The 20,728-nt window shown below is 67.0% G+C and carries 18 protein-coding genes; 7 read left to right on the top strand and 11 right to left on the bottom strand.

The window, feature by feature from the left end:
* Positions 1 to 92 precede the first annotated feature (92 nt).
* The 3 genes from AB4Y63_RS12465 to AB4Y63_RS12455 are packed head-to-tail and all read left to right on the top strand — an operon-like array spanning position 93 to position 4,191.
* Complete coding sequence (locus tag AB4Y63_RS12465; protein ID WP_441791366.1) at positions 93 to 1,079, top strand: ABC transporter substrate-binding protein; 987 nt, start codon at positions 93 to 95, stop codon at positions 1,077 to 1,079.
* 1 nt (position 1,080) lies between these two features.
* Positions 1,081 to 3,177 (top strand): iron ABC transporter permease, encoded by a 2,097-nt coding sequence (locus AB4Y63_RS12460; protein ID WP_441791365.1) that lies wholly within the window; start codon positions 1,081 to 1,083, stop codon positions 3,175 to 3,177.
* Positions 3,178 to 3,231: 54 nt separating this feature from the next.
* The gene (locus AB4Y63_RS12455; protein ID WP_441791364.1) at positions 3,232 to 4,191 is read left to right on the top strand and encodes a siderophore-interacting protein; all 960 of its coding nucleotides are present in this window, start codon (positions 3,232 to 3,234) and stop codon (positions 4,189 to 4,191) included.
* Positions 4,192 to 4,316: 125 nt separating this feature from the next.
* On the opposite strand, the gene AB4Y63_RS12450 is transcribed toward AB4Y63_RS12455, so the two are convergent.
* From AB4Y63_RS12450 to AB4Y63_RS12425, 6 genes are all read right to left on the bottom strand, one after another.
* Positions 4,317 to 4,676 carry a Fe-S oxidoreductase gene (locus tag AB4Y63_RS12450; RefSeq protein WP_441791363.1) on the bottom strand — a complete coding sequence of 120 codons (360 nt, stop codon included), beginning with the start codon at positions 4,674 to 4,676 and terminating at the stop codon, positions 4,317 to 4,319.
* 179 nt (positions 4,677 to 4,855) lie between these two features.
* Positions 4,856 to 6,304 carry a dihydrolipoyl dehydrogenase family protein gene (locus AB4Y63_RS12445; protein WP_441791362.1) on the bottom strand — a complete coding sequence of 483 codons (1,449 nt, stop codon included), beginning with the start codon at positions 6,302 to 6,304 and terminating at the stop codon, positions 4,856 to 4,858.
* 113 nt (positions 6,305 to 6,417) lie between these two features.
* Positions 6,418 to 7,251 (bottom strand): arginase family protein, encoded by an 834-nt coding sequence (locus AB4Y63_RS12440; RefSeq protein ID WP_441791361.1) that lies wholly within the window; start codon positions 7,249 to 7,251, stop codon positions 6,418 to 6,420.
* 36 nt (positions 7,252 to 7,287) lie between these two features.
* The gene (locus AB4Y63_RS12435; protein WP_441791360.1) at positions 7,288 to 7,938 is read right to left on the bottom strand and encodes an NADPH-dependent F420 reductase; all 651 of its coding nucleotides are present in this window, start codon (positions 7,936 to 7,938) and stop codon (positions 7,288 to 7,290) included.
* 78 nt (positions 7,939 to 8,016) lie between these two features.
* The gene (locus AB4Y63_RS12430) at positions 8,017 to 8,751 is read right to left on the bottom strand and encodes a PspA/IM30 family protein (RefSeq protein WP_441791359.1); all 735 of its coding nucleotides are present in this window, start codon (positions 8,749 to 8,751) and stop codon (positions 8,017 to 8,019) included.
* A gap of 134 nt (positions 8,752 to 8,885) precedes the next feature.
* Positions 8,886 to 10,958, bottom strand: coding sequence for a TPM domain-containing protein (locus AB4Y63_RS12425; RefSeq protein ID WP_441791358.1), 2,073 nt, complete (start codon positions 10,956 to 10,958; stop codon positions 8,886 to 8,888).
* 126 nt (positions 10,959 to 11,084) lie between these two features.
* Between AB4Y63_RS12425 and AB4Y63_RS12420 the strand changes: the two genes are divergently transcribed.
* The gene (locus AB4Y63_RS12420) at positions 11,085 to 11,456 is read left to right on the top strand and encodes a VOC family protein (protein ID WP_441791357.1); all 372 of its coding nucleotides are present in this window, start codon (positions 11,085 to 11,087) and stop codon (positions 11,454 to 11,456) included.
* 222 nt (positions 11,457 to 11,678) lie between these two features.
* Here the strand turns inward: AB4Y63_RS12420 and AB4Y63_RS12415 are convergent, their stop codons facing one another.
* From AB4Y63_RS12415 to AB4Y63_RS12400, 4 genes are all read right to left on the bottom strand, one after another.
* Complete coding sequence (locus tag AB4Y63_RS12415) at positions 11,679 to 12,866, bottom strand: ROK family transcriptional regulator (protein WP_441791356.1); 1,188 nt, start codon at positions 12,864 to 12,866, stop codon at positions 11,679 to 11,681.
* Between the two features lie 775 nt (positions 12,867 to 13,641).
* Positions 13,642 to 14,373 carry a PIG-L deacetylase family protein gene (locus AB4Y63_RS12410; protein WP_441791355.1) on the bottom strand — a complete coding sequence of 244 codons (732 nt, stop codon included), beginning with the start codon at positions 14,371 to 14,373 and terminating at the stop codon, positions 13,642 to 13,644.
* Positions 14,370 to 15,764, bottom strand: a complete 1,395-nt coding sequence (locus tag AB4Y63_RS12405; protein WP_441791354.1) for a glycosyltransferase — start codon at positions 15,762 to 15,764, stop codon at positions 14,370 to 14,372. The genes AB4Y63_RS12410 and AB4Y63_RS12405 overlap by 4 nt, the downstream gene beginning before the upstream one ends.
* 55 nt (positions 15,765 to 15,819) lie before the next feature.
* On the bottom strand, positions 15,820 to 17,424 hold the full coding sequence (locus tag AB4Y63_RS12400) for an ABC-F family ATP-binding cassette domain-containing protein (protein WP_441791353.1): 1,605 nt from the start codon (positions 17,422 to 17,424) through the stop codon (positions 15,820 to 15,822).
* A gap of 333 nt (positions 17,425 to 17,757) precedes the next feature.
* On the opposite strand from AB4Y63_RS12400, the gene AB4Y63_RS12395 reads away from it, so the two are divergent.
* Positions 17,758 to 18,138 (top strand): hypothetical protein, encoded by a 381-nt coding sequence (locus AB4Y63_RS12395; protein WP_441791352.1) that lies wholly within the window; start codon positions 17,758 to 17,760, stop codon positions 18,136 to 18,138.
* 30 nt (positions 18,139 to 18,168) lie between these two features.
* Here AB4Y63_RS12395 and AB4Y63_RS12390 read toward each other — a convergent pair whose 3' ends face one another.
* Entirely contained in the window at positions 18,169 to 19,299 is a 1,131-nt protein-coding gene (locus AB4Y63_RS12390; RefSeq protein ID WP_441791351.1) for a M24 family metallopeptidase, read from the bottom strand.
* Positions 19,300 to 19,445: 146 nt separating this feature from the next.
* Between AB4Y63_RS12390 and AB4Y63_RS12385 the strand changes: the two genes are divergently transcribed.
* A complete protein-coding gene (locus tag AB4Y63_RS12385) occupies positions 19,446 to 19,808 on the top strand; it encodes an ArsR/SmtB family transcription factor (protein ID WP_441791350.1) in 363 nt (120 codons plus the stop codon).
* Positions 19,805 to 20,302 carry an SRPBCC family protein gene (locus AB4Y63_RS12380; RefSeq protein WP_441791349.1) on the top strand — a complete coding sequence of 166 codons (498 nt, stop codon included), beginning with the start codon at positions 19,805 to 19,807 and terminating at the stop codon, positions 20,300 to 20,302. Before AB4Y63_RS12385 ends, AB4Y63_RS12380 begins: the two co-directional genes overlap by 4 nt.
* The last annotated feature ends 426 nt before the right edge of the window (positions 20,303 to 20,728 follow it).

Genomic DNA, 20,728 nt, shown 5'->3' with positions numbered 1-20,728 from the left:
CTCTTCCGACCCAGCTTCCCCTCGTTTCGCCCTCACTCCGCGCGGGCGCTCTTCCGCGCGCCATCAGAAAGAAACCCATGAGAAAGACGCCAATGAGAAAAAATGCCGTGAAAGCTCGCCACCTCCTCCTGTCGATCGCCGCTGCAGGAACCGCCATTCTCTTGGCCGGTTGCGGCACCACCGAGAACGCCGGCTCGCCAGCCGCACACGGCGCCTCCGCCATCACCATCACCGACGACCGTGGCGAATCGGTCACGCTCGAGGGGCCGGCGACGAAGGTCGTCGCCCTGGAGTGGAACACGGTCGAGAACCTCGTTGCGCTCGGCGTGATGCCGATCGGCGTCGCAGATATCGAGGGCTATGGCGACTGGGTCAAGTCCGAGTCGCTCGACGACTCGGTGACGGATGTCGGCCAGCGCGGTGAGCCGAGCATCGACGCGATCGCCGGCCTGGCTCCTGATCTCGTGGTGACCACCACCGACCTCTCCGAGAGCGCCATCGCGCAGATCGAAGAGATCGCCCCACTGATCGTCGTGCGCGGAGCCGACGCGTCGAACGGCATCGGGCAGATGGAGAAGAACCTCAACACGATCGCCACCGCCACGGGAACCGAAGACGAGGCGGAGACGTTGCTCGCCGGCTTCGAGGCGAAGATCGCCGACGGCGCCGAGGAGCTGAAGGCGGCCGGCCTCGCCGGTACCAAATTCGCGATGACCGACTCCTATGCGAGCGGCGGCCAGGTCACCATCCGCCCGTTCGCCCACGGCGCGCTGCTCGCCGACCTGACCGAGCGCCTCGGCCTCGTCAACGCCTGGACCGGCGAAGGCGACGCCGACTACGGCCTCGGCACGACCGACGTCGAGGGGCTCACCGCTCTCGGCGACGTGAACTTTCTCTACATCGCCAACGGTGCCAGCGACGCTTACCAGGTTGATCTCGCCGACAACGCGGTGTGGAACTCGCTCCCGTTCGTGCAGGCCGGCAACGTTCACCGCCTGCCCGACGGCATCTGGATGTTCGGTGGCCCGTCGTCGATGAATGACTACATCGACGCGGTTGTTTCGACTCTCACCGCCTAGCATGACCGCGACCACGACTGCCCCGCCGGCCCTCACTCCCACCGGGGTGACGGCCGGTGCCGGGCGCGCCCGGCTCGCGGCGTTCCTGGTCGGCGGCGTGCTGCTCGCCCTCGTTCTCTCCGCTGTTCACCTCACCCAGGGGTCGTCCGCGGTCGGTCTCGGTGATCTGATGCACGTGCTCACCGGCACCGGTGACGAGCAGTCGGCGGCCGTGCTCGTCGCCTCCCGTTTGCCGCGGCTCCTCGCCGGTCTGCTTGTCGGCGTCGCGCTCGGCGTTGCCGGCCTGGTGATGCAGACGGTTGCCCGCAACGTGCTCGCGTCGCCCGACACCCTCGCGGTCAACGGCGGCGCCTATCTCGCCGTCGTCGCCGTCTCGGCGTTTGGGATCTCACTGCCCGCTCTCGGCGGTGGCGCGGTCGCCTTCCTCGGCGGGCTTGCCGCCGCCGCCCTCGTGCTCGGCCTGTCGGCCGGCGGGGGAGGCGGAACGGTGCGGCTCGTGCTCGCCGGCTCGGCCATCGCCCTGGCCCTCGCCGCGCTCACCACGGTGCTGCTGCTGCTCTTCGCCGAGGAGACCACCGGTCTCTTTGCGTGGGGAGCCGGCTCCCTCGGCCAAACCAGTCTCGACGGAGTCAGCCAGCTCGGCCCGGTCGTGCTGCTCACCGTGCTGGCTCTGCTGCTGCTCTCGCGCAAACTTGACCTCCTCGGGCTGGGTGACGACGCGGCATCCGTGCTCGGCGTGAAGGTGCGCCAGACCCAGCTGATCGCGATTGTCTTGGCCGTGCTGCTGTCTGCCGCAGCCGTGACGGTGGCCGGGCCCATCGGATTTGTCGGACTGGCCGCGCCGGCGATCGTTCGGCTGCTGGCCACGCGCATCCCGGGGCTCGCCCGGCACCGGATGCTCATCCCCGCCTCGGCGCTGATGGGCGTGATCGTCGTACTCGGCTCCGACGTGCTGCTGCGCTTCATCTTCGGCGGGCAAGCCGGCGTCGATGTGCCGACCGGCGTCGTGACCACCCTCTTCGGCGCCCTCTTCTTGGTCGTTCTCGCGGGCCGCCTCACCGGCTCCGGCTCGGCGGGCGCGCGCGCCGACACCGCTCATGGAGTATTTGGTGGGCGACGGATGCGTGGAGCGGCAGTCATCGCCCTGGTCGTGATCCTGCTCATCGTGGCGATCGCATCCCTGCTGCTCGGTGATGCCAAACTGCTCGCCGGCGACCTCGTGAACTGGGCGACCGGGCAGGCCGGGCCGGTGGTCACCTTCGTGATGAACACGCGGGTTCCCCGGGTTCTCGCGGCCATTCTCGCCGGTGCCGCCCTCGCGGTGGCCGGGGCGATTGTGCAATCGGTGACGCGCAACCCGCTGGCCGATCCCGGAATTCTCGGTGTGACCGGCGGCGCCGGCGTCGGCGCGGTGATTGTGATCACGATCGCGCCACTCGCCAGCTTCTGGGCGGTCACAGCGGGGGGACTGATCGGAGCGCTGCTCGCAGCCGCCATCGTGTTCGGCCTGGCCGCCCGGGACGGGTTCGGCCAGAACCGGCTCATTCTCGTCGGAATCGGTGTCGCCGCCGCGGCCGGCGCGGTGGTGAGCATGCTCATCGTGGCCACCGATCAGTACAGCGGGGCCAAAGCGCTCACCTGGCTGAGCGGTTCGACCTACGGCCGCACAATGCCGCAGCTGCTGCCGCTGCTCGTGGCGATTGTCGTGGCCATTCCCATTGTGATCGCGGGTCGTCGTGAGCTCGATCTGCTCGCCTACGACGATGACACCCCACGCATTCTCGGTGTCGCGGTCGGCCGGGCCCGGCTCGGCCTGCTCGCGACCGCGGTGATGTTGACGGCGGCCGCCGTTGCAGCCGTCGGGGTGATCGGCTTCGTCGGTCTCGTCGCCCCGCATGCGGCCCGGGCGCTCGTCGGGGCGCGGCATGCGCTCGTTCTGCCGGTTTCCGCGCTGCTCGGGGCGATCCTGGTCTGCGTCGCGGATACGCTCGGGCGTACGGTGATCGCTCCGGCACAGCTGCCGGCCGGGCTGCTCACCGCGCTCGTCGGAGCCCCCTACTTCGTCTGGCTGCTCTGGCGTTCGCGTCGGGCGGGCTGACTCAGGCGGGTCGTCCAGTTCGGGAAGTTAGGTTAGGCATGCCATACTAAGGGCATGCTTACTTCGACGGTTCCTGAGCTCGCCCCCCGCCCGCCGAAGCCCAGCTACCGCCCCTTTTCCGTCGCGGTCGCCGGCATCCGGCGGCTCTCCGACTCGTTCACGCGAGTGACCTTCAGCGGCGCCGACCTGCATGAATTCGGCACGATCGGGCTCGATCAGCGTGTCAAAGTCATTCTCCCGCTACCCGGAATCGGGATGTCCCCACTGCCTGAAGATGACACCTGGTACGACGCGTGGCGCCGGCTTCCCGACGCCGAACGCAACCCGATTCGCACCTACACGGTGCGCGCGGTTCGACCGGCAGCGCGCGAGATCGACATCGACTTCGTGATGCACGGCGACGGCGGACCGGCCTCGCGCTGGGCCGGCGCGGCGGCCGTGGGGGAGCGGCTCGTCGTCGTCGGGCCGAACGCGGGCGGCGAGTTTCCGCGCTCCGGCGTGGAATGGAATCCGGGCGACGCCACGACCCTGCTGCTGGCCGGCGATGAGACAGCGGCGCCGGCGATCTGCTCGATTCTCGGGTCCCTTCCCGCCGACGCGCGCGGCACGGCCATCATCGAGGTGCCGCACGCCCGCGACGCCCTCGACGTTGCCGCCCCTGCTGGAATGCAGGTGACCTGGCTCGTTCGGGATGCCGCCGGCAGCGCTCACGGTGCGGCCCTCGATGCGGCGGTGCGGGAGTGGACATCCGGCTTCATCAGCAGCGCACCTGCCGGTGGCGGTGCAGATGCCGACCTCAACGAAGTCGACGTGGACACCGAGATTCTCTGGGAGGTTCCGGACGCGGTGGCGGCCGACGCGAATGCGGCTCACTCAACGCTTTACGCCTGGCTGGCCGGTGAGGCCGGCGTGATCAAGACCCTGCGCCGGTTCCTCGTCTCCGAGACCGGGATCGACCGTCGACAGGTGGCGTTCATGGGGTACTGGCGCGCCGGTCGTTCCGAAGCGAACTAGCTTTCGGTCGCCCCCAATCTCGGCGGTCGAGGCGGTCCCGGTGGTCGAGCCTGTCGAGACCCGGTGCCCCTGTCTCGAGACCCGGTCACGAGATCTCGACAGGCTCGATCAACGGCGCGGGCGCCTCAGCGCAGGTAGCCACCCTTTTCGAGACCGGCCTCGATTTCCCAGCGGTTCTTCAACGGGTCGCGCCCGGCGATCAGGTAGAGCAGCGGAAACACCATTCCGTAGCGCTGCCACTGGCGTTTGTGCACGGCTTCGTGCTCCAGGATGTCGTCTGACACATTCTGATTGGTGAGGTAGCAGCCGCCGACGCACGAGCCGCCGCGGCCGAACGACCAGGTCGGCATCCCGCGAAAAATGATCATGCCGCTGCGTCGTTCGACTCGACCGGTGCTCCAAATCGAACCCCAGACGATTCCGACCGCGGTCGCGTAGAGGTAGCCGGCCCGGCTGAGGGGGGAGTCGAAGAAGATGCGGCGCACGCTCCCAGCGTAGGCCGTCGGGGCCAGTGCTCGGCAGCGGATGCTCAGCTCGGATGCCCGACGCGGCAAGCCGGACTTCGCGGCAAACCCGAATTCGCGGCAAACCGGACTTCGCGGCCGTCACGCAGGCATCCGCCCGCAGACATCCGCCCGCAGACATCCGCCCACCGGCGTCTGCCTTAGCCGCCCGTCGGCCGGCCGTACTCCTCCAGCAATCGCAGCCACACTTCGCTCAGCGTCGGATAGCTCGGCACCGCGTGCCACAACCGCTCGATCGGCACCTCGCCGACCACCGCAATGGTTGCGGCATGCAGCAACTCGGCGACATCTTGCCCGACGAACGTCGCGCCGATCAGCACGCGGCGATCCTCATCGACGATGGCCCGTGCGTGCCCGACATAGCCGTCGGCGAGCACCGTCGCGCCGCCCAGCCAACTGAGGTCGTAGTCGAGCACCCGGATGCGATGGCCCGCCTTCTCGGCGGCGGCTGCGGTCAGCCCCACCGAGGCGATCTCGGGGTCGGTGAACGTCACTTGCGGAACCGCCGAGTGATCGGCCGTCGCCACGTGGGCGCCCCACGGCGCGTCGTCGACCCGTCGCCCGGTCGCCCGCGCAGCGATCACATCGCCGGCGGCACGCGCCTGATACTTGCCCTGGTGGGTGAGGAGAGCCCGGTGTGTGACGTCGCCGACCGCGTAGAGCCAGTCGCCCGCGAGCGCGGGGGAGCCGCCCTGAACGAGCAGGGTGTCGTCGACGCGCAGCCAGTCGCCGGGCGACAGGCCGATGCTTTCAAGCCCGAGGTCGCCGGTGCGCGGAACCCGCCCGGTTGCGACAAGCACCTCACTGGCCGTGACCGTGCGTCCGTCGCTGAGGATCACGGCGATATCGCCGTCGAGGGTGCGTGTTGCCGAGTTCACGCTGAGTCCGGTGAGCACGGTGGCACCGTCGCGGCGCAGCGCATCGGCCACGAACTCACCGGCGAACGGTTCAAAGTTCGCGAGAAGTTTTCCGCGGGCGATCAACGTGACCGTCGAGCCGAGTGCGGTGAACGCTGTCGCCATTTCAGTGGCGACGGTGCCGCCGCCGATGATCGCGAGTGTGCGCGGAACCGTCTGCGCCGACGTCGCCTCCTTGCTCGTCCACGGGTTCACCTCGGCCAGACCCGGGATTGCGGGCAGCAGCGAGGCCGAGCCGGGGCAGAGCGCCACAGCATGTTTCGCGGTCAGAACCGTCGTCGAACCGTCGGCAGCGGTGACTGTCACCTCGCGGATCCCGCTGACCCGTCCGTGACCGCGCACCAGAGCGATACCGGCCGAATTCAACCAGCTCACCTGATCTTGATCTGACCAGTCATGCACGATCGTGTCACGCCGGCCGAACGCTGCCATCGCATCCAGTTCTCCCGTGATCGCCTCGGCGGCACCCTGCACGCGGCGGGCAGCGGCGAGAGCGGTCCCGGCCCTGATCAAAGCCTTCGATGGCATGCAGGCCCAGTACGAACAGGCGCCTCCGACCAGATCGCTCTCGACGATGACGGCGGTCAGACCGCCCTGCACCGCACGGTCGGCGACATTCTCGGCGGATGTCCCGCCGCCAACGACGATGAGGTCATAGATCTGTTCCGGCATGTTGACGCCTTTCGATGCTTCCCACCCAGGTGCTGCTCTGCGCGGTCAGCATACGCCCCTCGACGGTTCTCGACAGGCTCGACGGATCTCGACAGGCTCGATCACCGGGGTGGTCAGCGCGTCAGCGACCCGATGACACGCAGCACGTTCGACAAGTCGTCAGAGGCCGCCTCGGCTGATGACGGAGCGAACCCGGCAATCGTCGCGCCGGCGAGCCCGAAGTGGGCGCGCAGCCCGGTGATGGCGCCGGTGAGGGCCTCCACGCTAATTCCGAACGGCAGCAGGTTCGCCAGTCCGGTCATCTCGGAGGGGTCGAGCACGTCGAGGTCGATGTGCAGGTAGACCTGCGTGGCCCCGGTGTGGCGCACCGCCGCGATGAGGGCATCTGCGGTGCCGAGATCCTCGGCGGCGACCAGCGCGATCGAGTGCGTGCGGATGAGTTCCGCCTCGGCCGCATCGATGTCCCGCGTTCCGGCGAGCACCACCCGGTCGAGCGGGATCGAGGTCGAGGAGCCGAGCGCCAAGCCGTCGGCGCCCCCGCCGGTGATCGCGCGCAACACCATGCCGGTGAACGCGCCAGACGGCGACGATTGCGGCGTGTGCAAATCGGGGTGGGCATCCAGCCAGACCACCGCCAGATCGCTCGGATGCTGCCGCGACGCGTGTTCGACGGCGGCCAGCGACACCCCGCAGTCACCGCCGATCGTCAGCGCCCAGTCGTCGCTTGCGCGAAGTACTGCTGTCTGCGCGCTGCGCACCAGAGCAAGGGCGGAGTACCGGTTGACGCCGGTGTCCTCCGAGTCACCCGCCTCGGCCGGAATCGGCACGGCGACAGTGGCTGAAGCGGGCAGATCGCCTCGAATCGCCTCCGCCCCATCGGCCAGGCGCATCGCGCGCGAAGAAACTGAACCTTGCCATTGCGGCACGACAACGAAGGTGGGAGACACCCCTTCAGTATGCTCTCAGACCGCTTCCAAGCGCCATCACGACATGTCGCGATAGCGCTCGGCTGCGTCGACGGCGGCGCGCAGCTCGTCGAGATTCATCCGCAACCCGTAACCGGGGGTGTCCCGCTGAATGCGCCAGCCTTCGGCGAGTGAACCGAGGTCGAGCGTGTCAAAACCGAACTCATTGATCAATGCGGAGGCGGCGTGACGGGCGGCAGCACTGTCGCCGGCGACGACCAACGCGCGACGATTCGGGGTGCCGGCCGGGCTGCCATCCGTCAGGAGTTCAGATGCGTAAATATGGTTGAACGCTTTGACGACATGCGCGTTCGGCAAATGGGCTTGCAGCAGCTCGGAACTGGTTGTCGATTCGTCGTCGAGCGCGGCTATCGCTCCGTCGCGCTGAGGGTAGTAGTTGTTGGTGTCGATCACGACCTTGCCGGCAAATGCCGCTGACGGAAGTTCCTCGATGCGGCGGAGTGGGATGGTGACGATCACCAGGTCGCCTGTCGATGCGGCCACGGCCGAGGTGGCCGCGCGCGCCTTCGGACCCAGTTCGGCCACCAGGCCGCTGAGTGTCTCGGGTCCACGCGAATTGCTGAGCACCACGTTGTAGCCACTGGCCACACCGAGTCGTGCGAGCTGGCTGCCGATGTGCCCGGCGCCGACGATTCCCAAAGTTGTCATGATCGGATTAACGACGAGAGCCGGCGGGGTGTTCCCGCCGACCCTGAAATCGTTGCCGTTCGAATCAAACGAAATGCGTTATGAACCGATCGCGGTGGTCGACCCGGCGTTCTTGAGCGCGGCGAGCCGTGCGTCGACCTCGGTCAGCTCGCCCAAGTCCTCAAGGCTTTCGAACTGCGCGTCGAGACTGGATGCCGCGAGCTCACTGGCGCCGCGCACCTTGGCCTCTTCGCGACGGATCTTGTCTTCGAACCGGCTGACCTCGCTGGTCGGGTCCATGATGTCGATGCTCTTGACGGCATCCATCACTTGCGCCTGCGCGGCGGCCGACTTCGAACGGGCGACGAGCTCGTCGCGCTTCGACGCGAGCTGACCCAGCTTCGTCTTCATCGCGTTCAGGCCGTTCTTGAGCTGCTCGACAACCGCAGTCTGCGAGGCGATCTGCGGCTCGGCAGCCTTGGCTTCCTTCTCGGACTGCAGCTGACGGCCGAGCGCCACCTTGGCGAGGTTGTCGAACTTGTCGGCGTCAACGGCGTTGCCGCCCGCGCGCAGCTCGTCGGCCTTGCGGCTGGCGGCGAGGGCCTTGCCGCCCCACTCGGTGGCGGCTTCGATGTCTTCGCGGTGGTCGTCCTCAAGCAGACGCAGGTTGCCGATTGTCTCGGCGATCGCGCTTTCCGCATCGGCGATGCTTGTCGTGTAGTCGCGCACCATCTGGTCGAGCATGAGCTTGGGGTCTTCAGCGGAATCCAGAAGCGCGTTGATGTTCGCCTTCGCCAGCTGGGAGATGCGGCCAAAGATTGACTGCTTTGCCATTTTGGTGGTGTCCTTTCGAGTGGGTCGTGCCGGTGTGTTGCAAGTGTTGCGAGTGTTGCGTGGTCGGTGAGACTGTGGGGTCGAAATCGGCGGGCGTCTGATGTCGCGCGGGGTTTCGCGGATGACCTCGAGGTCTAGAAGCGGCCGCCGCCTCCGCGTCGAGAGCGCGTACCCCCGCCGCCGAAACTGCCGGCGCTGCGGGAGCCGCCGCGCGAACCGCCTCCGCCGCCGAACATACCGCCTCCGCCTCCGCGGGATCCGCCGCCTCCGGTGAGAAGCGTGTTGATCAGGATGCCGCCCAATATGGCGCCCATGGCGCCGTTGCCGCCGCCCGAGCCGCTGCTCCTGCTCGCTTGCTCGCCGAACAGTCCGCCGAATGGGTCGCCGCTCGTCGCGTTGAACCCGTTCACATCGTTTTGGGCGAGTCGGATGGCTTCGGCCGCCAGTGCGTCGGCACGCTGTGCTGCGGCGAGTGCCGTGGCCGGATCCGACGCGCTCAACGAATCGGCCTGAACGACGAGACGGCCCGCTTCCGCAAGGCGGGTGCGTGCCTCCGCGCCGACGGCCCCGCGCCGCGCGGTGATGAAGTCCTCGGCGGCCGAGACCTGGCTGCGCGCGGCGAGGAGGGTGTGGCTGAGCGCGGCCTGCGCACGTTGCTGCTGAACTGCGGCTTCCCGCACGCCGTGCAGCGCAGCATCCATTGGCGCGTTCGCCGCCTCCAACGTCTGCACCAGCTCGATCGGGTTGATGGCACCGTCGGCCAGGCGTGCCTTGACGGCGGCGAGGGTCTGTTCGGTCTGCGCGATCACGGAGGGCAGGCTGGCCGACGCCCCGCCGGTCACCGGAAGCGCCCGCGCGGCGACCAGGTCGGTCTCGAGGTCGGTGATCACCGGGCCGACGGTGGCGGCGGCCTGCTTCAGGTCGGCTCCCAAACGGTCGACAGCGTCGAGAAGAAGGGTCGCCTGGTCGACCGAATCTTCGGCCGCACGGATGCCGACGGCCGCGGCTCCGGTGTCGCCCGCCGCCAGCCGGGTGTTGGCCTCGGCCACGGCAGATTCGGCGAAGGTCACGCGTTCGCGAGCCTGGGCGGGGTTATCGGCGACGGTCGCAATGCTCGTGGCGGTGTACCGCGCCGAGAGATCGGCGAGGCTCGCTTCGGCCGCGGCGATCCGTGCCTGGGCCGCGGCGGCCGCAGCGGCGACGGTCGCGGCGGCCTGCGGCGCGTTCTTCTCCAGCTGGCGCAACTCATCGAAATCAGCGGCTTGCTCGTCGAGCGCGGCGTTCGCCTGGGCGCAGAGGTCGAGAATCTGGGAGTACCAGGCGCGCTGTTGCTCTTCGGAGTCGGGCTCCGAGTCATCAAGTCTCTGCTGCAGGGTGAAAGCCTGGCGCAGCAGCGCCGTCGCGTCGGTCACCGCCGCCTGGAACGCCGTGGTCGCCGCCTCGCCATACTGGGCGACGGCGAAGCCGAGTTCTTGCCCGCTGGTCTTGATGGCGTCGTCGGTCTGCACCAGAGCACTGCCGGCCTGCTGCTTGAGTTGTGGGGTCGGCACCGCCTGCACGGCGGCGGGGCCACCGGCTCCCGCGCCGTTCTTTCGACGTCGGCGCATCGCCAGAAAGATGATCACACCGACCGCGACGACGACAATCAGGATGCCGACGAATACGCCGAAGCCGCCGCCTCCGCTGCCGGGGTCTGCCTTTCCCGGAGTGATCTGCGGGGTCGTCACGGCCTGCCCCTGCAGACTCTGGGACAGCCCGTTCGCGGCTCCGATGCCCGCGCCGGCCCAGTCGTTTTGACGCAGGGGAGGCTCAATGGCGACCGATTCGATCTCGCTGAGCTGGGCATCCGTCAGTGTGAAGTTCGGCGAAACCGAGAGCTGGTACTGCCGGTCGCCAGTGGCGACGGCGAGCAGCACGTCGTTGGTGCCGAGACCGTTCTGGTCGGCCGTCTGGTCGGCCCATTCCTCGCGGTTGGACACCCCGGTGAAGCTGTCGACATAGGCGACGAAGAGGTCGGTGCCGGTCTCGTCGGCGAGCTTCGTGATGGCCGCGGCGACCTCGCCCTCGCGGTTGCCAAGCGCGCCGGTCTTGTCGACGATGTGGCTTGCGCCGAAATCGACGGGACTCTCGGCATACGCGATCGTCGGTACCCCCACCGCCAGAGCGCTCACCAGAAGTGCGGCGCCGAGCTTCGACCATGCGTGCATGTGCCTGCCTTCTCGCGAGGGATGGGGTTGAATCGAGCTTAGGGCGCGCGAGATTGTCAGTCTAGGAATGTGGTGTGAACGCCGGATGACGCCGTCTCGCGGCGTGTGGTTCGGTAAAATCCGCGCATGGCTCTCACTCTTCATCACATTGTTCTTGACTGCGTCGACGCGGCCCGGGTCGCCTCGTTCTGGTCGGCCGTGCTCGGTCGGGATGTTCTGCCGGGCGCGAGCGCGGATGCCGCGTTCATCGGTGACGGGGAGGCGGGGGAGCAGGGCTGGTTGTTCTTCAAGGTTCCGGAGCCGAAGATGGCGAAGAACCGGATGCACGTCGACTTCGAGGCCGACGACCGGGATGCCGAGGTCGAGCGTCTGCTGGCGCTCGGCGCGACGCGCGTCGCCGATCACGACGAGTGGGACACGCTCTGGACGGTGTTGCACGACCCGGAGGGCAACGAGTTCTGTGTCTCGCAGCGGGCGCGCGTGGCCGCGCCGGCCTGACCCTCTCGGTGATCGAGGAGCGCTTCACCATTTCGTTGGTCGAGGGCGAGCGAGCGCAGCGAGCCCGTGTCTCGAGACCTCGCGAGCCGACGTCCAAGCAACTCAGGTTCGAGGATCGGCTCGCCGGGTCTCGAGACGCGGCCTCCTGCGTCGGCTGCTCCTCGACCAACGACGCCGTGACCGGTCCTCGGCACGCTCGCCAGGCATCCGCCGAGACATGCCCTACGCGGTGATCCGCGCCACGCTCTCCAGTAGCTCGTTGCGCACCTCGGTGACGAGCAGTTCGCGCGCGCCGGCCAAAATCGGGTTGCCGGTCACCGTGCTCGCGGCAACTGCCGGCGACCACCGACTCGAGCCACGAATCTTCTTCGACACCAACTCGGCCAGTTCGTCGCCGCCGGCGCGGCAGGTCGGCCCGCCGAGCACAACGAGTTCGGGGTCGACGACGGCAAGCAGCGGAATCACGCCGAACGCCACCCGGTAGGCCAGCTCATCCAAAATCGCGGTGCGCGCAGGACTCGTGGCCAAGGCGTCGAGAATATCGGGCAAGGTGCGCCCGCGCATGCCGTGTTCGCGGGCCAGGCGCACGAGTGCCTTGCCGCCCATGACGTCTTGCAGATCGCTGACCGGACGACCGTCGACGCCGGTGAGCGCTTGCGGTGCCGGCAGAAAGCCGATCTCCCCGGCGCCGCCGAACGAGCCGCGGTGAATAGCGCCATTGAGGTCGAGTGCGGCGCCGAGACCGTTGCCGAGCCAGAGCAAAGCAAAGTTGCTCGCCGATGCGGCGGCCCCGAAAGCGCGCTCGGCGATCGCGGCGAGATTGACGTCGTTGTCGATCTGCACCGCGAGTCCGAGTTCGTCCTCGATGAGTTTGCGCACGCCAATGCGAGGCCAGCCGGGCAGGGTTTCGGTGAACAGATGATCGTCGTCGAGAGTGTCGAGGTAGCCCTGCACGCCCAGGCAGACGATGCGCACCGACGCCGGGTCGGCCCCACTCGGAGCACAGGCGGCCTCGATCGCGGCGCGCACTTCGGCGACGGCGTTGCGTTCCGAGGCATGGGCAGGCAGCGCAATTTCAACGATTTCGTGGTCGGTGCGCAGTGCGTCGACCAGGCAGGCGCGCATCCGCTTGGCGTCAATGTCGATGGCGACGCCGAGCACGCGATCGGCGCGTGCCGCGTAGGTGACCGAGGGGCGGCCTTGACCGCCAGTGGCTTCGCCGTCGACGCGAATGAGTCCGGCCTTCTCAAGCCGGGTGACCACGAGGGATGCGGTCGGTTTCGACATTTCGCCGAGTTCGGCGATGCGCACGCGGCCGAGCGGCCCGTGCTCAAGAAGAAGGGAGAGGGCGGTGCGGTCGTTCCAGGCGCCGAGCCACGCCGGGGTGCCGGGGGCGGATGTTGCTGCCATGGGCCCTCTCTTGTGCGCGGCCGGAAGTGTGCTGGTTGTGGGGTGCGCCGTCTTGCAGCGCAGACAACAATCTAATCGTTTGGTGCGGTCGGGCTGAACTCGACACGATGGCTGCTGCTGCGGGGCGGCTGGCGCTGACACACGCGGTTACATTCCGTAAGGGGGCGCAATGCGCCAGCGGCCACGGCTTCGCGGTGCGTAGGGTGGGCTGATCGCGGCGTGCCCGAGTGGTCGAAGGGGTCGGTTTCATACACCCCGCTGGGCGTGCGCCATCTCACACGCCCAGCGGGATTCCCCACGCCGGAATGCTGGCCGAGTCTCGAAATCGCGCGAGTCGGCCCCAGGGCTCGCGGCACGTGTGTGCAAAGCGGGGACGTGTTCTACCGCGTGCCGCCATCCCAAACACGTGCCGCGATGGTGGTCACTCCTGCGCTTGTGGGGGTACCGAATTCAGGAGCGGAGGTGTGTCGGCAGTGAGCCGGCCGCGGAACAGTCTGGCCTCGGTAGCCGCGACACGCCTCCGCTCCTGATTTTGGCCTCGCCCGTCGGTGGTTGAGGATCGCCCGACGAAGTCGGCCGCGTCTCGAAACCACGCGAGCCAAACTCGAGACTCAAGGCATCGCGTCCGTGCCTCTTGAACCGACGGCGTTCACAACAGCGGAGATTCTGCTCAATCGCGCCGATTCAGCCCCGAAAAACTCCGAACTACAGAAAATCTCCGCAGTTGTGAACGCCCGCGCCGTGCACAGCTTCCGAAGTGCGCCAGCGGCCCGCCCTACAGAACCCGCAACCCCACGCTCGTCACGATCGGCTCCCGCTGCCCACCGGAATGCACCACGTGCGTGCCGTCGACAGTGAGTTGGCTGGCATGACAGCGCAGCGCCCGCGTGACCGTGTCGAGGTGGTCGCCGAGCGCAAACCATTCGGTATCCGTCACCGGCGCGTGCAGAATCTCTGCGAACTTCACGCCCTGCGCTCGGCACGCCGCGATCGTCGCCTCATGCACCCGCACATGGTCGGGATGCCCGTAGCCACCCTCATCGTCGTAGCTGATCACCAGCGACGGCCGCAGCTCCTCGATCAGCGCCGCAACATCGGCAGCGACCTCGGCGAGCGGAGCGGTCGTCAGTGCGTCGGGGCCGGAGTCCTCCGCGGGGCCGGCAATACCCGGCCGGATCCACTGCATGCCCGAATCGCGATAGATCCGCGGGGCCAGCCCGGCGGCCCGCGCCGGGGGACTGCCGAGCCAGAACCGCTCGGCGATACCCAGCTCTTCCGTCGCACGCTGCAACTCGAACTCCCGATGGGCGGTCAGCGCTTCGGTGCCCTCCAGGCCAGAAAGCGGACCCGGCACAACCTCGCCGCGCTCCCCGCGTGACGCGGTGAGCAGCGTGACCCGCACGCCGCGCGCCACGAGTTCGGCGATCAGCRCGCCGGTTGAAATGGTCTCGTCATCCGGATGCGCATGCACGAAGAGCACGGATGCAAGCCCGTCGAGAATGCTCACGAACGCGATGCCGAACCGGTTGACGAGGCTGCGCCGCCGGCAATACCCACGTCGCCAGCATCAGGAGCTTGGCGCGTCGAGTCCGGACCAGCCGACGCATCCGACTCGAGCAACCCGCGGTACACCTCAAGAAGGGCCTCGGCCGAGCTTTCCCAGGAGAAGCGCTCGGCTCGCTCCCGTGCCGCCACCGACAGGTGCCGCGCGGTCTCGGGATTCGACAGGATGTCAGCCATCGCCGCGGCCCACACGGCTGGGTCCCGCGAATCCACCACCATCCCGGTCACGCCATCCACGACAGCTTCGCGCAGCCCACCGGACGCCGCCGCCACGACCGGAACCCCGCTGGCCGCCGCTTCGAGGGCGACGAGTCCATAGGTCTCTGAGTGCGACGGAACCAACACAATGCGGGCGCCCCGAAAGAGGCGCGCCAAATCCACTCGGGACTGCGGGCCGATGAAATGCACGTGCTCCACCACGCCGAGTTGAGTGGCGAGCTCATTCAGCTCGTCGATGTATCCGTCGAAGTCGGCGGAAGCATCACCCGACACAAGCAGATCGGGGCGGAGCGCATCGGGAACCGCCGCAATCGCCTCGATCGCCAGGTCGATTCCCTTGAGCGGCTGTAGGCGAGCGGCCACGACGACGTATCCGCGGTCCTCTGCTGGGCCGGCAAGGTTGTGAATGAGATCCGCAGTGAACTCACCAGCACCAGCACCGACCGACGCAGCACCAGCACCGACCGACGCAGCACCAGCACCCGCATCGACATCCGCAGGGTGAAACAGCACCCCGTCAACCCCCGGCGGCACAACGGTAATCCGCGCCTCAGGCCCGCCGAGCCGCGTCACGATGGTGTCGGCCTCGGCCTGGCTGATCGCCACGAGCGCATCCGATTCCCTCGCCAGCCACGCTTCGCCGGCCATCCGTCCGGGCGACTCCGGCCGTTCACCGGCCGACAGCGGCGTCGACAAATCGGCGGCAATGCTATGAAAACTCTGCACGTGCGGCGTTCCCCAGTGCTGCGCGAGCGGCAGCCCAACCATGCCCGAAAACCAGTGGTGCGAATGCATCACGTCATACGGCCCGAGCGTGCCCATGCGCATCCGAAACTCGTCGATGAAATTCTCGTGGTCGCCCTTCGGCACGGATGCCGCTGGCCCGGCCGTCAGAAAACGGAGTCTCACTCCCGGTGCCAGCTCCATCTCGCTCGGCTGCTCGGGCGACGAGCGCCGCGTCAGAATCTCGACCGAATGCCCGAGCGCGCCCAGCGCTTCGGCCTGGTGCAGCACCACGACGTTCATGCCGCCGGCGTCGCCGGAACCCGGCTCAGCTGCGGGGGAGGTGTGGAGCGAGATGAGGGCAATGCGAAGTGGGTCAGAAGAAGGTGGCACGCGAAAAGCGTAGTCCTCATTAGAGGGGACACCGGGCGCGCCACCCCCGGTGGAATCAAGCGACCCGCAACTCGATCTCGCCCGGCAGGGCATTCTCCCCACCGAATACCAGGTGCCGGTTCGCGATTTTGTCGGTGAAGAACCGGTCGTGGCTGACCACGATGACCGCGCCCGGAAAATGGAGCAGCGCGCGTTCCATCACCTGAGTGCTCGACATGTCGAGGTGGTTAGTGGGCTCATCGAGCAGCAGAACGGATGCGCCCGACAGCAAACACTGCGCCATCGCGACGCGTGCCCGCTGGCCACCCGAGAGGTTGCCGATCTTCTGCTTGAGGTCGGCTTCACTGAACTGGAACATCGACAGAAACCGGTTCACCGATTTGCGCGTCGCGGTGAAGGCCAGGCTGCCCGGCATCGCGTTGACCGAATGACTGACCGTGTCGTCTTCGTCGAGCTCGGCGAGAACCTGGTTGTACGAGACAACTCCGGCGCCGGGTGCCCAGGTGACCTTGCCGGCATCCGCCTTCTCTTCGCCGTTCAGCACCTTGAGCAGCGTGGACTTGCCGCTGCCGTTGGAGCCGAGCACGACGATGCGGTTGCCGCGGCGCACCTCGAAGCCGAGGTCGCTGAAGAGCAGCTTGTCGCCGTAGCTCTTGTCGAGTGACTCGACGCGGCAGAGCACATCCTTGATGTGCAGGCCGCTGTAGATTTCGGTGATGATTTGGTCGACCGGGCGCGGGGCGCGGTTCTTCTTGATGCTGGCGAGCTGGCTGCCGAGCTTGCGGCTTGACGCTTTCGCGGCCTCGCGGCGGTCGGCGATGCCCTCGGATTCGAAGGCGAGCAGCTCGGATTCATGCACGAACTGCGCCTCGAGCGTCTTGAGCCGGAACTGCTTCTGCACCACGTACTCGCCGAAGTTGCCCGGGTACTCGTGTAGGTGAAAGTTCTCAACCTCGATGATGCGGGTGACCACGGCGTCGAGAAACTTGCGGTCGTGCGAGACGATGATCGCGGCGCCCTTGAAGTCGCGGAACCATGACTCGAGCCACTCGACACCGGCCACATCGAGGTAGTTGGTGGGCTCGTCGAGCAGCAGCACGTCTGGGTTCTCGAGCAGGATCTTCGCCAGGGCCGCGCGGTTGCGCCAGCCGCCCGACAGATCGTCGATCGGGCAGACGCGGTGCGCCTCGTCGAAGCCGAGCGTGGTGAGAGCGGTGTCGATGTTGCGCTTGTAGTCCCAGCCGCCGAGGCGTTCCATCTCTTCGAACAGTTCAGCCTGGCGGTGGATGAGCCGGTCAAGTTCGTCGCCGCCGTCCGGGTCCATCGCTACGACGGCGATATCGGCGTCGATCCCGGCCAGTTCGGCTTCGATTGTCTTGATTTCGACGAAGAGCTCGTCGAGAACTTCAAGAATCGTGGATGCGCCGTTCAGTTCGGAGAACTGGGAGAAGTAGCCGATCTTGACGCCGGCATCGACGGTGACGGTTCCGGTGTCCGGGGTCACTTGTTCGAGGATCAGCTTGAGGATCGTCGACTTGCCCGAACCGTTCTTGCCGATCAGGCCGACGCGGTCGCCGGTTTCGAGGCGGAGGAACACCTCGCGCAGAATCTGGGTCTTCTCGAAGTTGACGTTGATGTCTTGCAGCCTGATCAGGCTCATTGCTGGTGTCCTCTCGCGGGGCATCCCTCTGGCCGTCGTCGCTCGTGTACGTAGCTCGTGTACGCAGTTCGTGGCACGTGTTTGAGTAGGTGGCGCGTGTTAGAACACGTGCCGCGAGCGTCAACGCGTGCCGCGACGAAGTGGCTGGCCAGCTGGTGCTGGCCCGGAGGGCATGTGGCCCGGTTCGAGTCTACAAAGTGTTGCTGGGTGCTTCGCCGCTGTTCGGGTCCGGCTGTCCGGCGAGGCAACGGATGCCTGGCCCAGATTTGTTGACGTGGTCTGCCTGATGGGCTAGCTTTCGAGCACCACTCACGCTCAGGGGGAAGTATGCGGATGGGATTCGTCGTGCCGATCGTTGGCATCCTTCTATTGGCCGGCTGCAGCGTCTCGCCGTTCGACGTTCTGAACGACGACCAGCGTGTCGATCTTCGCAACAGTTCAAGCGAGTACCAGCAGCAGGTGCTGGCCGACCTCTATGTCGACGAAGCTGAGTACCGGCAATCCGTCGATGACTGGCGACAATGCGTGGTCGAGGCCGGAGCGGATCCGACAGAAATCGTGGCCAATGGCAATAACCTGAGTTTCAGTTATTCCATTGAACGGGACACTGAAGCTCAGGTCGCAACGATCAGCGTCCAGGCAGATTCTTGCCTGGCCGAGTACCACGAAGCCATTGGCCGGGTGTGGGTGTCGCAGGGAACTGAGCTGAACTGAGCCTCAGCACCCCCGCCCGGCCACCGTTCCCTACTCAACCAGGCGCAGCGTCCGGTCGCTGTTGTTGAAGCGCTCGCCGCCGGTCTCGGTGACCGTGACGATGTCTTCGATGCGCACCCCGAAGCGCCCGGGGAGGTAGATGCCCGGTTCGATCGAGAAGCACATACCGGGTCGCAGCAGCTGCTCTTCGCCCTCGACCATGTACGGCGGCTCGTGCGTGGTGACGCCGATGCCGTGGCCGGTGCGGTGGATGAACTCCTTGCCGTAGCCGGCCTCGGTGATGACCGCCCGGGCGACCCGGTCGATCTCCTGGCAGGCGACGCCGGGTGCGACCGCGTCGAAGGCGGCCTGCTGGGCGTTCCGCACGATTTCGTGCACATCCCGCTGCTCCTCGGTCGATTCGCCGACGCACACCGTGCGAGTCGTGTCCGACCCGTAGCCGTGCATCAGGCCGCCGAAGTCGAGCACGACCGCGTCGCCGACCTGGATCACGCGCTCGCCGGCCTCGTGATGCGGGTTCGCCCCGTTCGGTCCCGACCCGACGACGGTGAAGTCGACCTGCTCGTGGCCGAACTCGCGTAGTAGTCGGGCCAGGTCGGCGGCGACCTCGTTCTCCCGGCGTCCGGCGAACTGCACCTTCACGATCTCGTAGAACGTCGCATCCGCTGCGGCGCCCGCGAGTGCCAGGCGGGCGAGCTCATCGGCGTCTTTGACCGCGCGCATCATCGGCAGGCTCTGGCTCAGCGAGCGGTAGCGGGTCTCCGGCAGAGTCTCCTGCAGCCCGAGCAGATGCATCGCCCAGGCCGAGTCAGAGATGCCGAACTGGCCGTGCGGGCGCACGAGTTGTTGTGCGACCTCGTAGGGGTCCGTGCCATCCGTCCAATCCACGATCTCGACGCTCGGTGCACCGGCAGCCGCTTCGGCGTCTGCGCGTTCCAAGATCGGGACCAGCAGGGTCGGCGGCTGGCCGGGAGCAAGCGTCAACATGGTCAGCCGCTCGGTGATGGCGGTGGGTTGGTAGCCGGTGAGCCAGACAAGATCGGGTCCGGGCATCACGATGACACCGTCCAGCCCGGCGCCGAGAGCATCGGCCACGACACGCTCCATCCGTGCTGCATAGTCGTCACTCGTGAACGGGACCGGTTCCGTTTCTGGATTCATCGCGCGCCTCCTCAGCTGCCGTACCTACCTACTGAGGATCCCACTGCGGCTGGCCGCGGGGAAGCTGAACACGCGCCAAGCACCTGCAAATTAGCCCCTCGGGAAACCCTTGCGCGCCTCCACGCCGCGAACTAACATGCAACCAAATGGTTGTATCAAATCTGAGCGCACACGAGATCGATCGCATCTTTCAGGCAATGGCGGATGCGACGCGGCGCGACATCATCACCCAGGTGATGGTGCGTGAGCAGTCGGTTTCAGCGCTCGCCGCACGCTATGCGATGAGCTTTGCCGCGGTGCAGAAACATGTGGCGGTGCTTGAGCGAGCCGCACTCGTCGGCAAGGAACGACGCGGAAGAGAACAGATCGTGCAGGCCAATCCGGAGACGCTGCGGCGTGCAGCGCAACTACTCGACGCCTACGAACAGATCTGGCACGACCGGGCCGAACGCATGGTGGGCATCCTCGCCGAAAACAAACCGATATCCGAGAAGGGACAGAAATCATGACCGTACTCAGCTCTGAGAAAGACCTTGACTCATTGACGCTCACGTTCGTCGCCGAGTTCAACGCCGACGCCTCCCGGGTCTGGCAGCTGTGGGAAGACCCGCGCCAACTCGAACGCTGGTGGGGACCGCCCACCTTTCCTGCCACATTCGAACGTCATGAGTTTCGCGAGGGCGGCAGCTCCCGCTACTTTATGACCGGTCCGGAGGGCGAGAAGCCCCGTGGCTGGTGGGCCTTTACCGAGATCGACGCTCCGCGCCGGCTCGCGTTCGACGACGGGTTCTCGGGCGACGACGGAGAACCGGACGCCTCCATGGGGGTTGGGAGCGCAGTGGTCACCTTGGAGGAGCACGGCGACACGACACGCATGACGATTGTGTCGACGTTCTCCTCCCTTGATCAGATGGAACAAGTGATGGCGATGGGAATGGAAGAGGGGATGCGCGACGCCCTCGGCCAGATCGACGCGCTGCTCGCCGAGAGCGTGTCGGCCTAACTCGCGTTCGTGTTCGCTGGCCTCTCGGCCCGCTCGTGTTTCGGCCGCGGTGGTCGTCGCGGGCGGGCCGAGGTTCGTTGAACAGGATGATCCATCCCCTCTGAGGATCGGCTTGGCGGTGCCGACGTGAAGTCGCGTTGTGGATCATGGTTCCGGAAGCGCACCTTGAGGGTGCGGCGCAGTTATACCCGCCTTCGAACGAGTCCGTTAGTGGTGGATGTTTCGGTTAACCACACGATGACCGCGCGAACCCGCAGAGTTCCGACGAAGCGTCCCTCCTGCACCTGTTCGGCCTAAGACTGAGGCACCAGGCACCTTTCGGCATCGCACCTCAGGTCAACTGCCCGGGATAGCCCGTCACCGTCGATCACGTGACCGAACACGATTGGGGAGCGCAATCATCATGAACGAACCTTCAAAACGCGG

It is taken from the genome of Leifsonia sp. YAF41 (assembly GCF_052113185.1).
Classification (GTDB): Bacteria; Actinomycetota; Actinomycetes; order Actinomycetales; family Microbacteriaceae; genus Cryobacterium.
Note: the sequence above shows the minus strand (reverse complement) of the source record. Positions and strands in the feature narration are given on the sequence as shown.

What these genes read in the sequence shown, in the direction of transcription:
- AB4Y63_RS12465 (WP_441791366.1), top strand. Translation starts at nt 93, where the DNA reads ATGAGAAAAAATGCCGTGAAAGCTCGCCACCTCCTCCTGTCGATCGCC.
- AB4Y63_RS12460 (WP_441791365.1), top strand. Translation starts at nt 1,081, where the DNA reads ATGACCGCGACCACGACTGCCCCGCCGGCCCTCACTCCCACCGGGGTG.
- AB4Y63_RS12455 (WP_441791364.1), top strand. Translation starts at nt 3,232, where the DNA reads ATGCTTACTTCGACGGTTCCTGAGCTCGCCCCCCGCCCGCCGAAGCCC.
- AB4Y63_RS12445 (WP_441791362.1), bottom strand. Translation starts at nt 6,304, where the DNA reads ATGCCGGAACAGATCTATGACCTCATCGTCGTTGGCGGCGGGACATCC.
- AB4Y63_RS12435 (WP_441791360.1), bottom strand. Translation starts at nt 7,938, where the DNA reads ATGACAACTTTGGGAATCGTCGGCGCCGGGCACATCGGCAGCCAGCTC.
- AB4Y63_RS12430 (WP_441791359.1), bottom strand. Translation starts at nt 8,751, where the DNA reads ATGGCAAAGCAGTCAATCTTTGGCCGCATCTCCCAGCTGGCGAAGGCG.
- AB4Y63_RS12425 (WP_441791358.1), bottom strand. Translation starts at nt 10,958, where the DNA reads ATGCACGCATGGTCGAAGCTCGGCGCCGCACTTCTGGTGAGCGCTCTG.
- AB4Y63_RS12420 (WP_441791357.1), top strand. Translation starts at nt 11,085, where the DNA reads ATGGCTCTCACTCTTCATCACATTGTTCTTGACTGCGTCGACGCGGCC.
- AB4Y63_RS12415 (WP_441791356.1), bottom strand. Translation starts at nt 12,866, where the DNA reads ATGGCAGCAACATCCGCCCCCGGCACCCCGGCGTGGCTCGGCGCCTGG.
- AB4Y63_RS12400 (WP_441791353.1), bottom strand. Translation starts at nt 17,424, where the DNA reads ATGAGCCTGATCAGGCTGCAAGACATCAACGTCAACTTCGAGAAGACC.
- AB4Y63_RS12395 (WP_441791352.1), top strand. Translation starts at nt 17,758, where the DNA reads ATGGGATTCGTCGTGCCGATCGTTGGCATCCTTCTATTGGCCGGCTGC.
- AB4Y63_RS12390 (WP_441791351.1), bottom strand. Translation starts at nt 19,299, where the DNA reads ATGAATCCAGAAACGGAACCGGTCCCGTTCACGAGTGACGACTATGCA.
- AB4Y63_RS12385 (WP_441791350.1), top strand. Translation starts at nt 19,446, where the DNA reads ATGGTTGTATCAAATCTGAGCGCACACGAGATCGATCGCATCTTTCAG.
- AB4Y63_RS12380 (WP_441791349.1), top strand. Translation starts at nt 19,805, where the DNA reads ATGACCGTACTCAGCTCTGAGAAAGACCTTGACTCATTGACGCTCACG.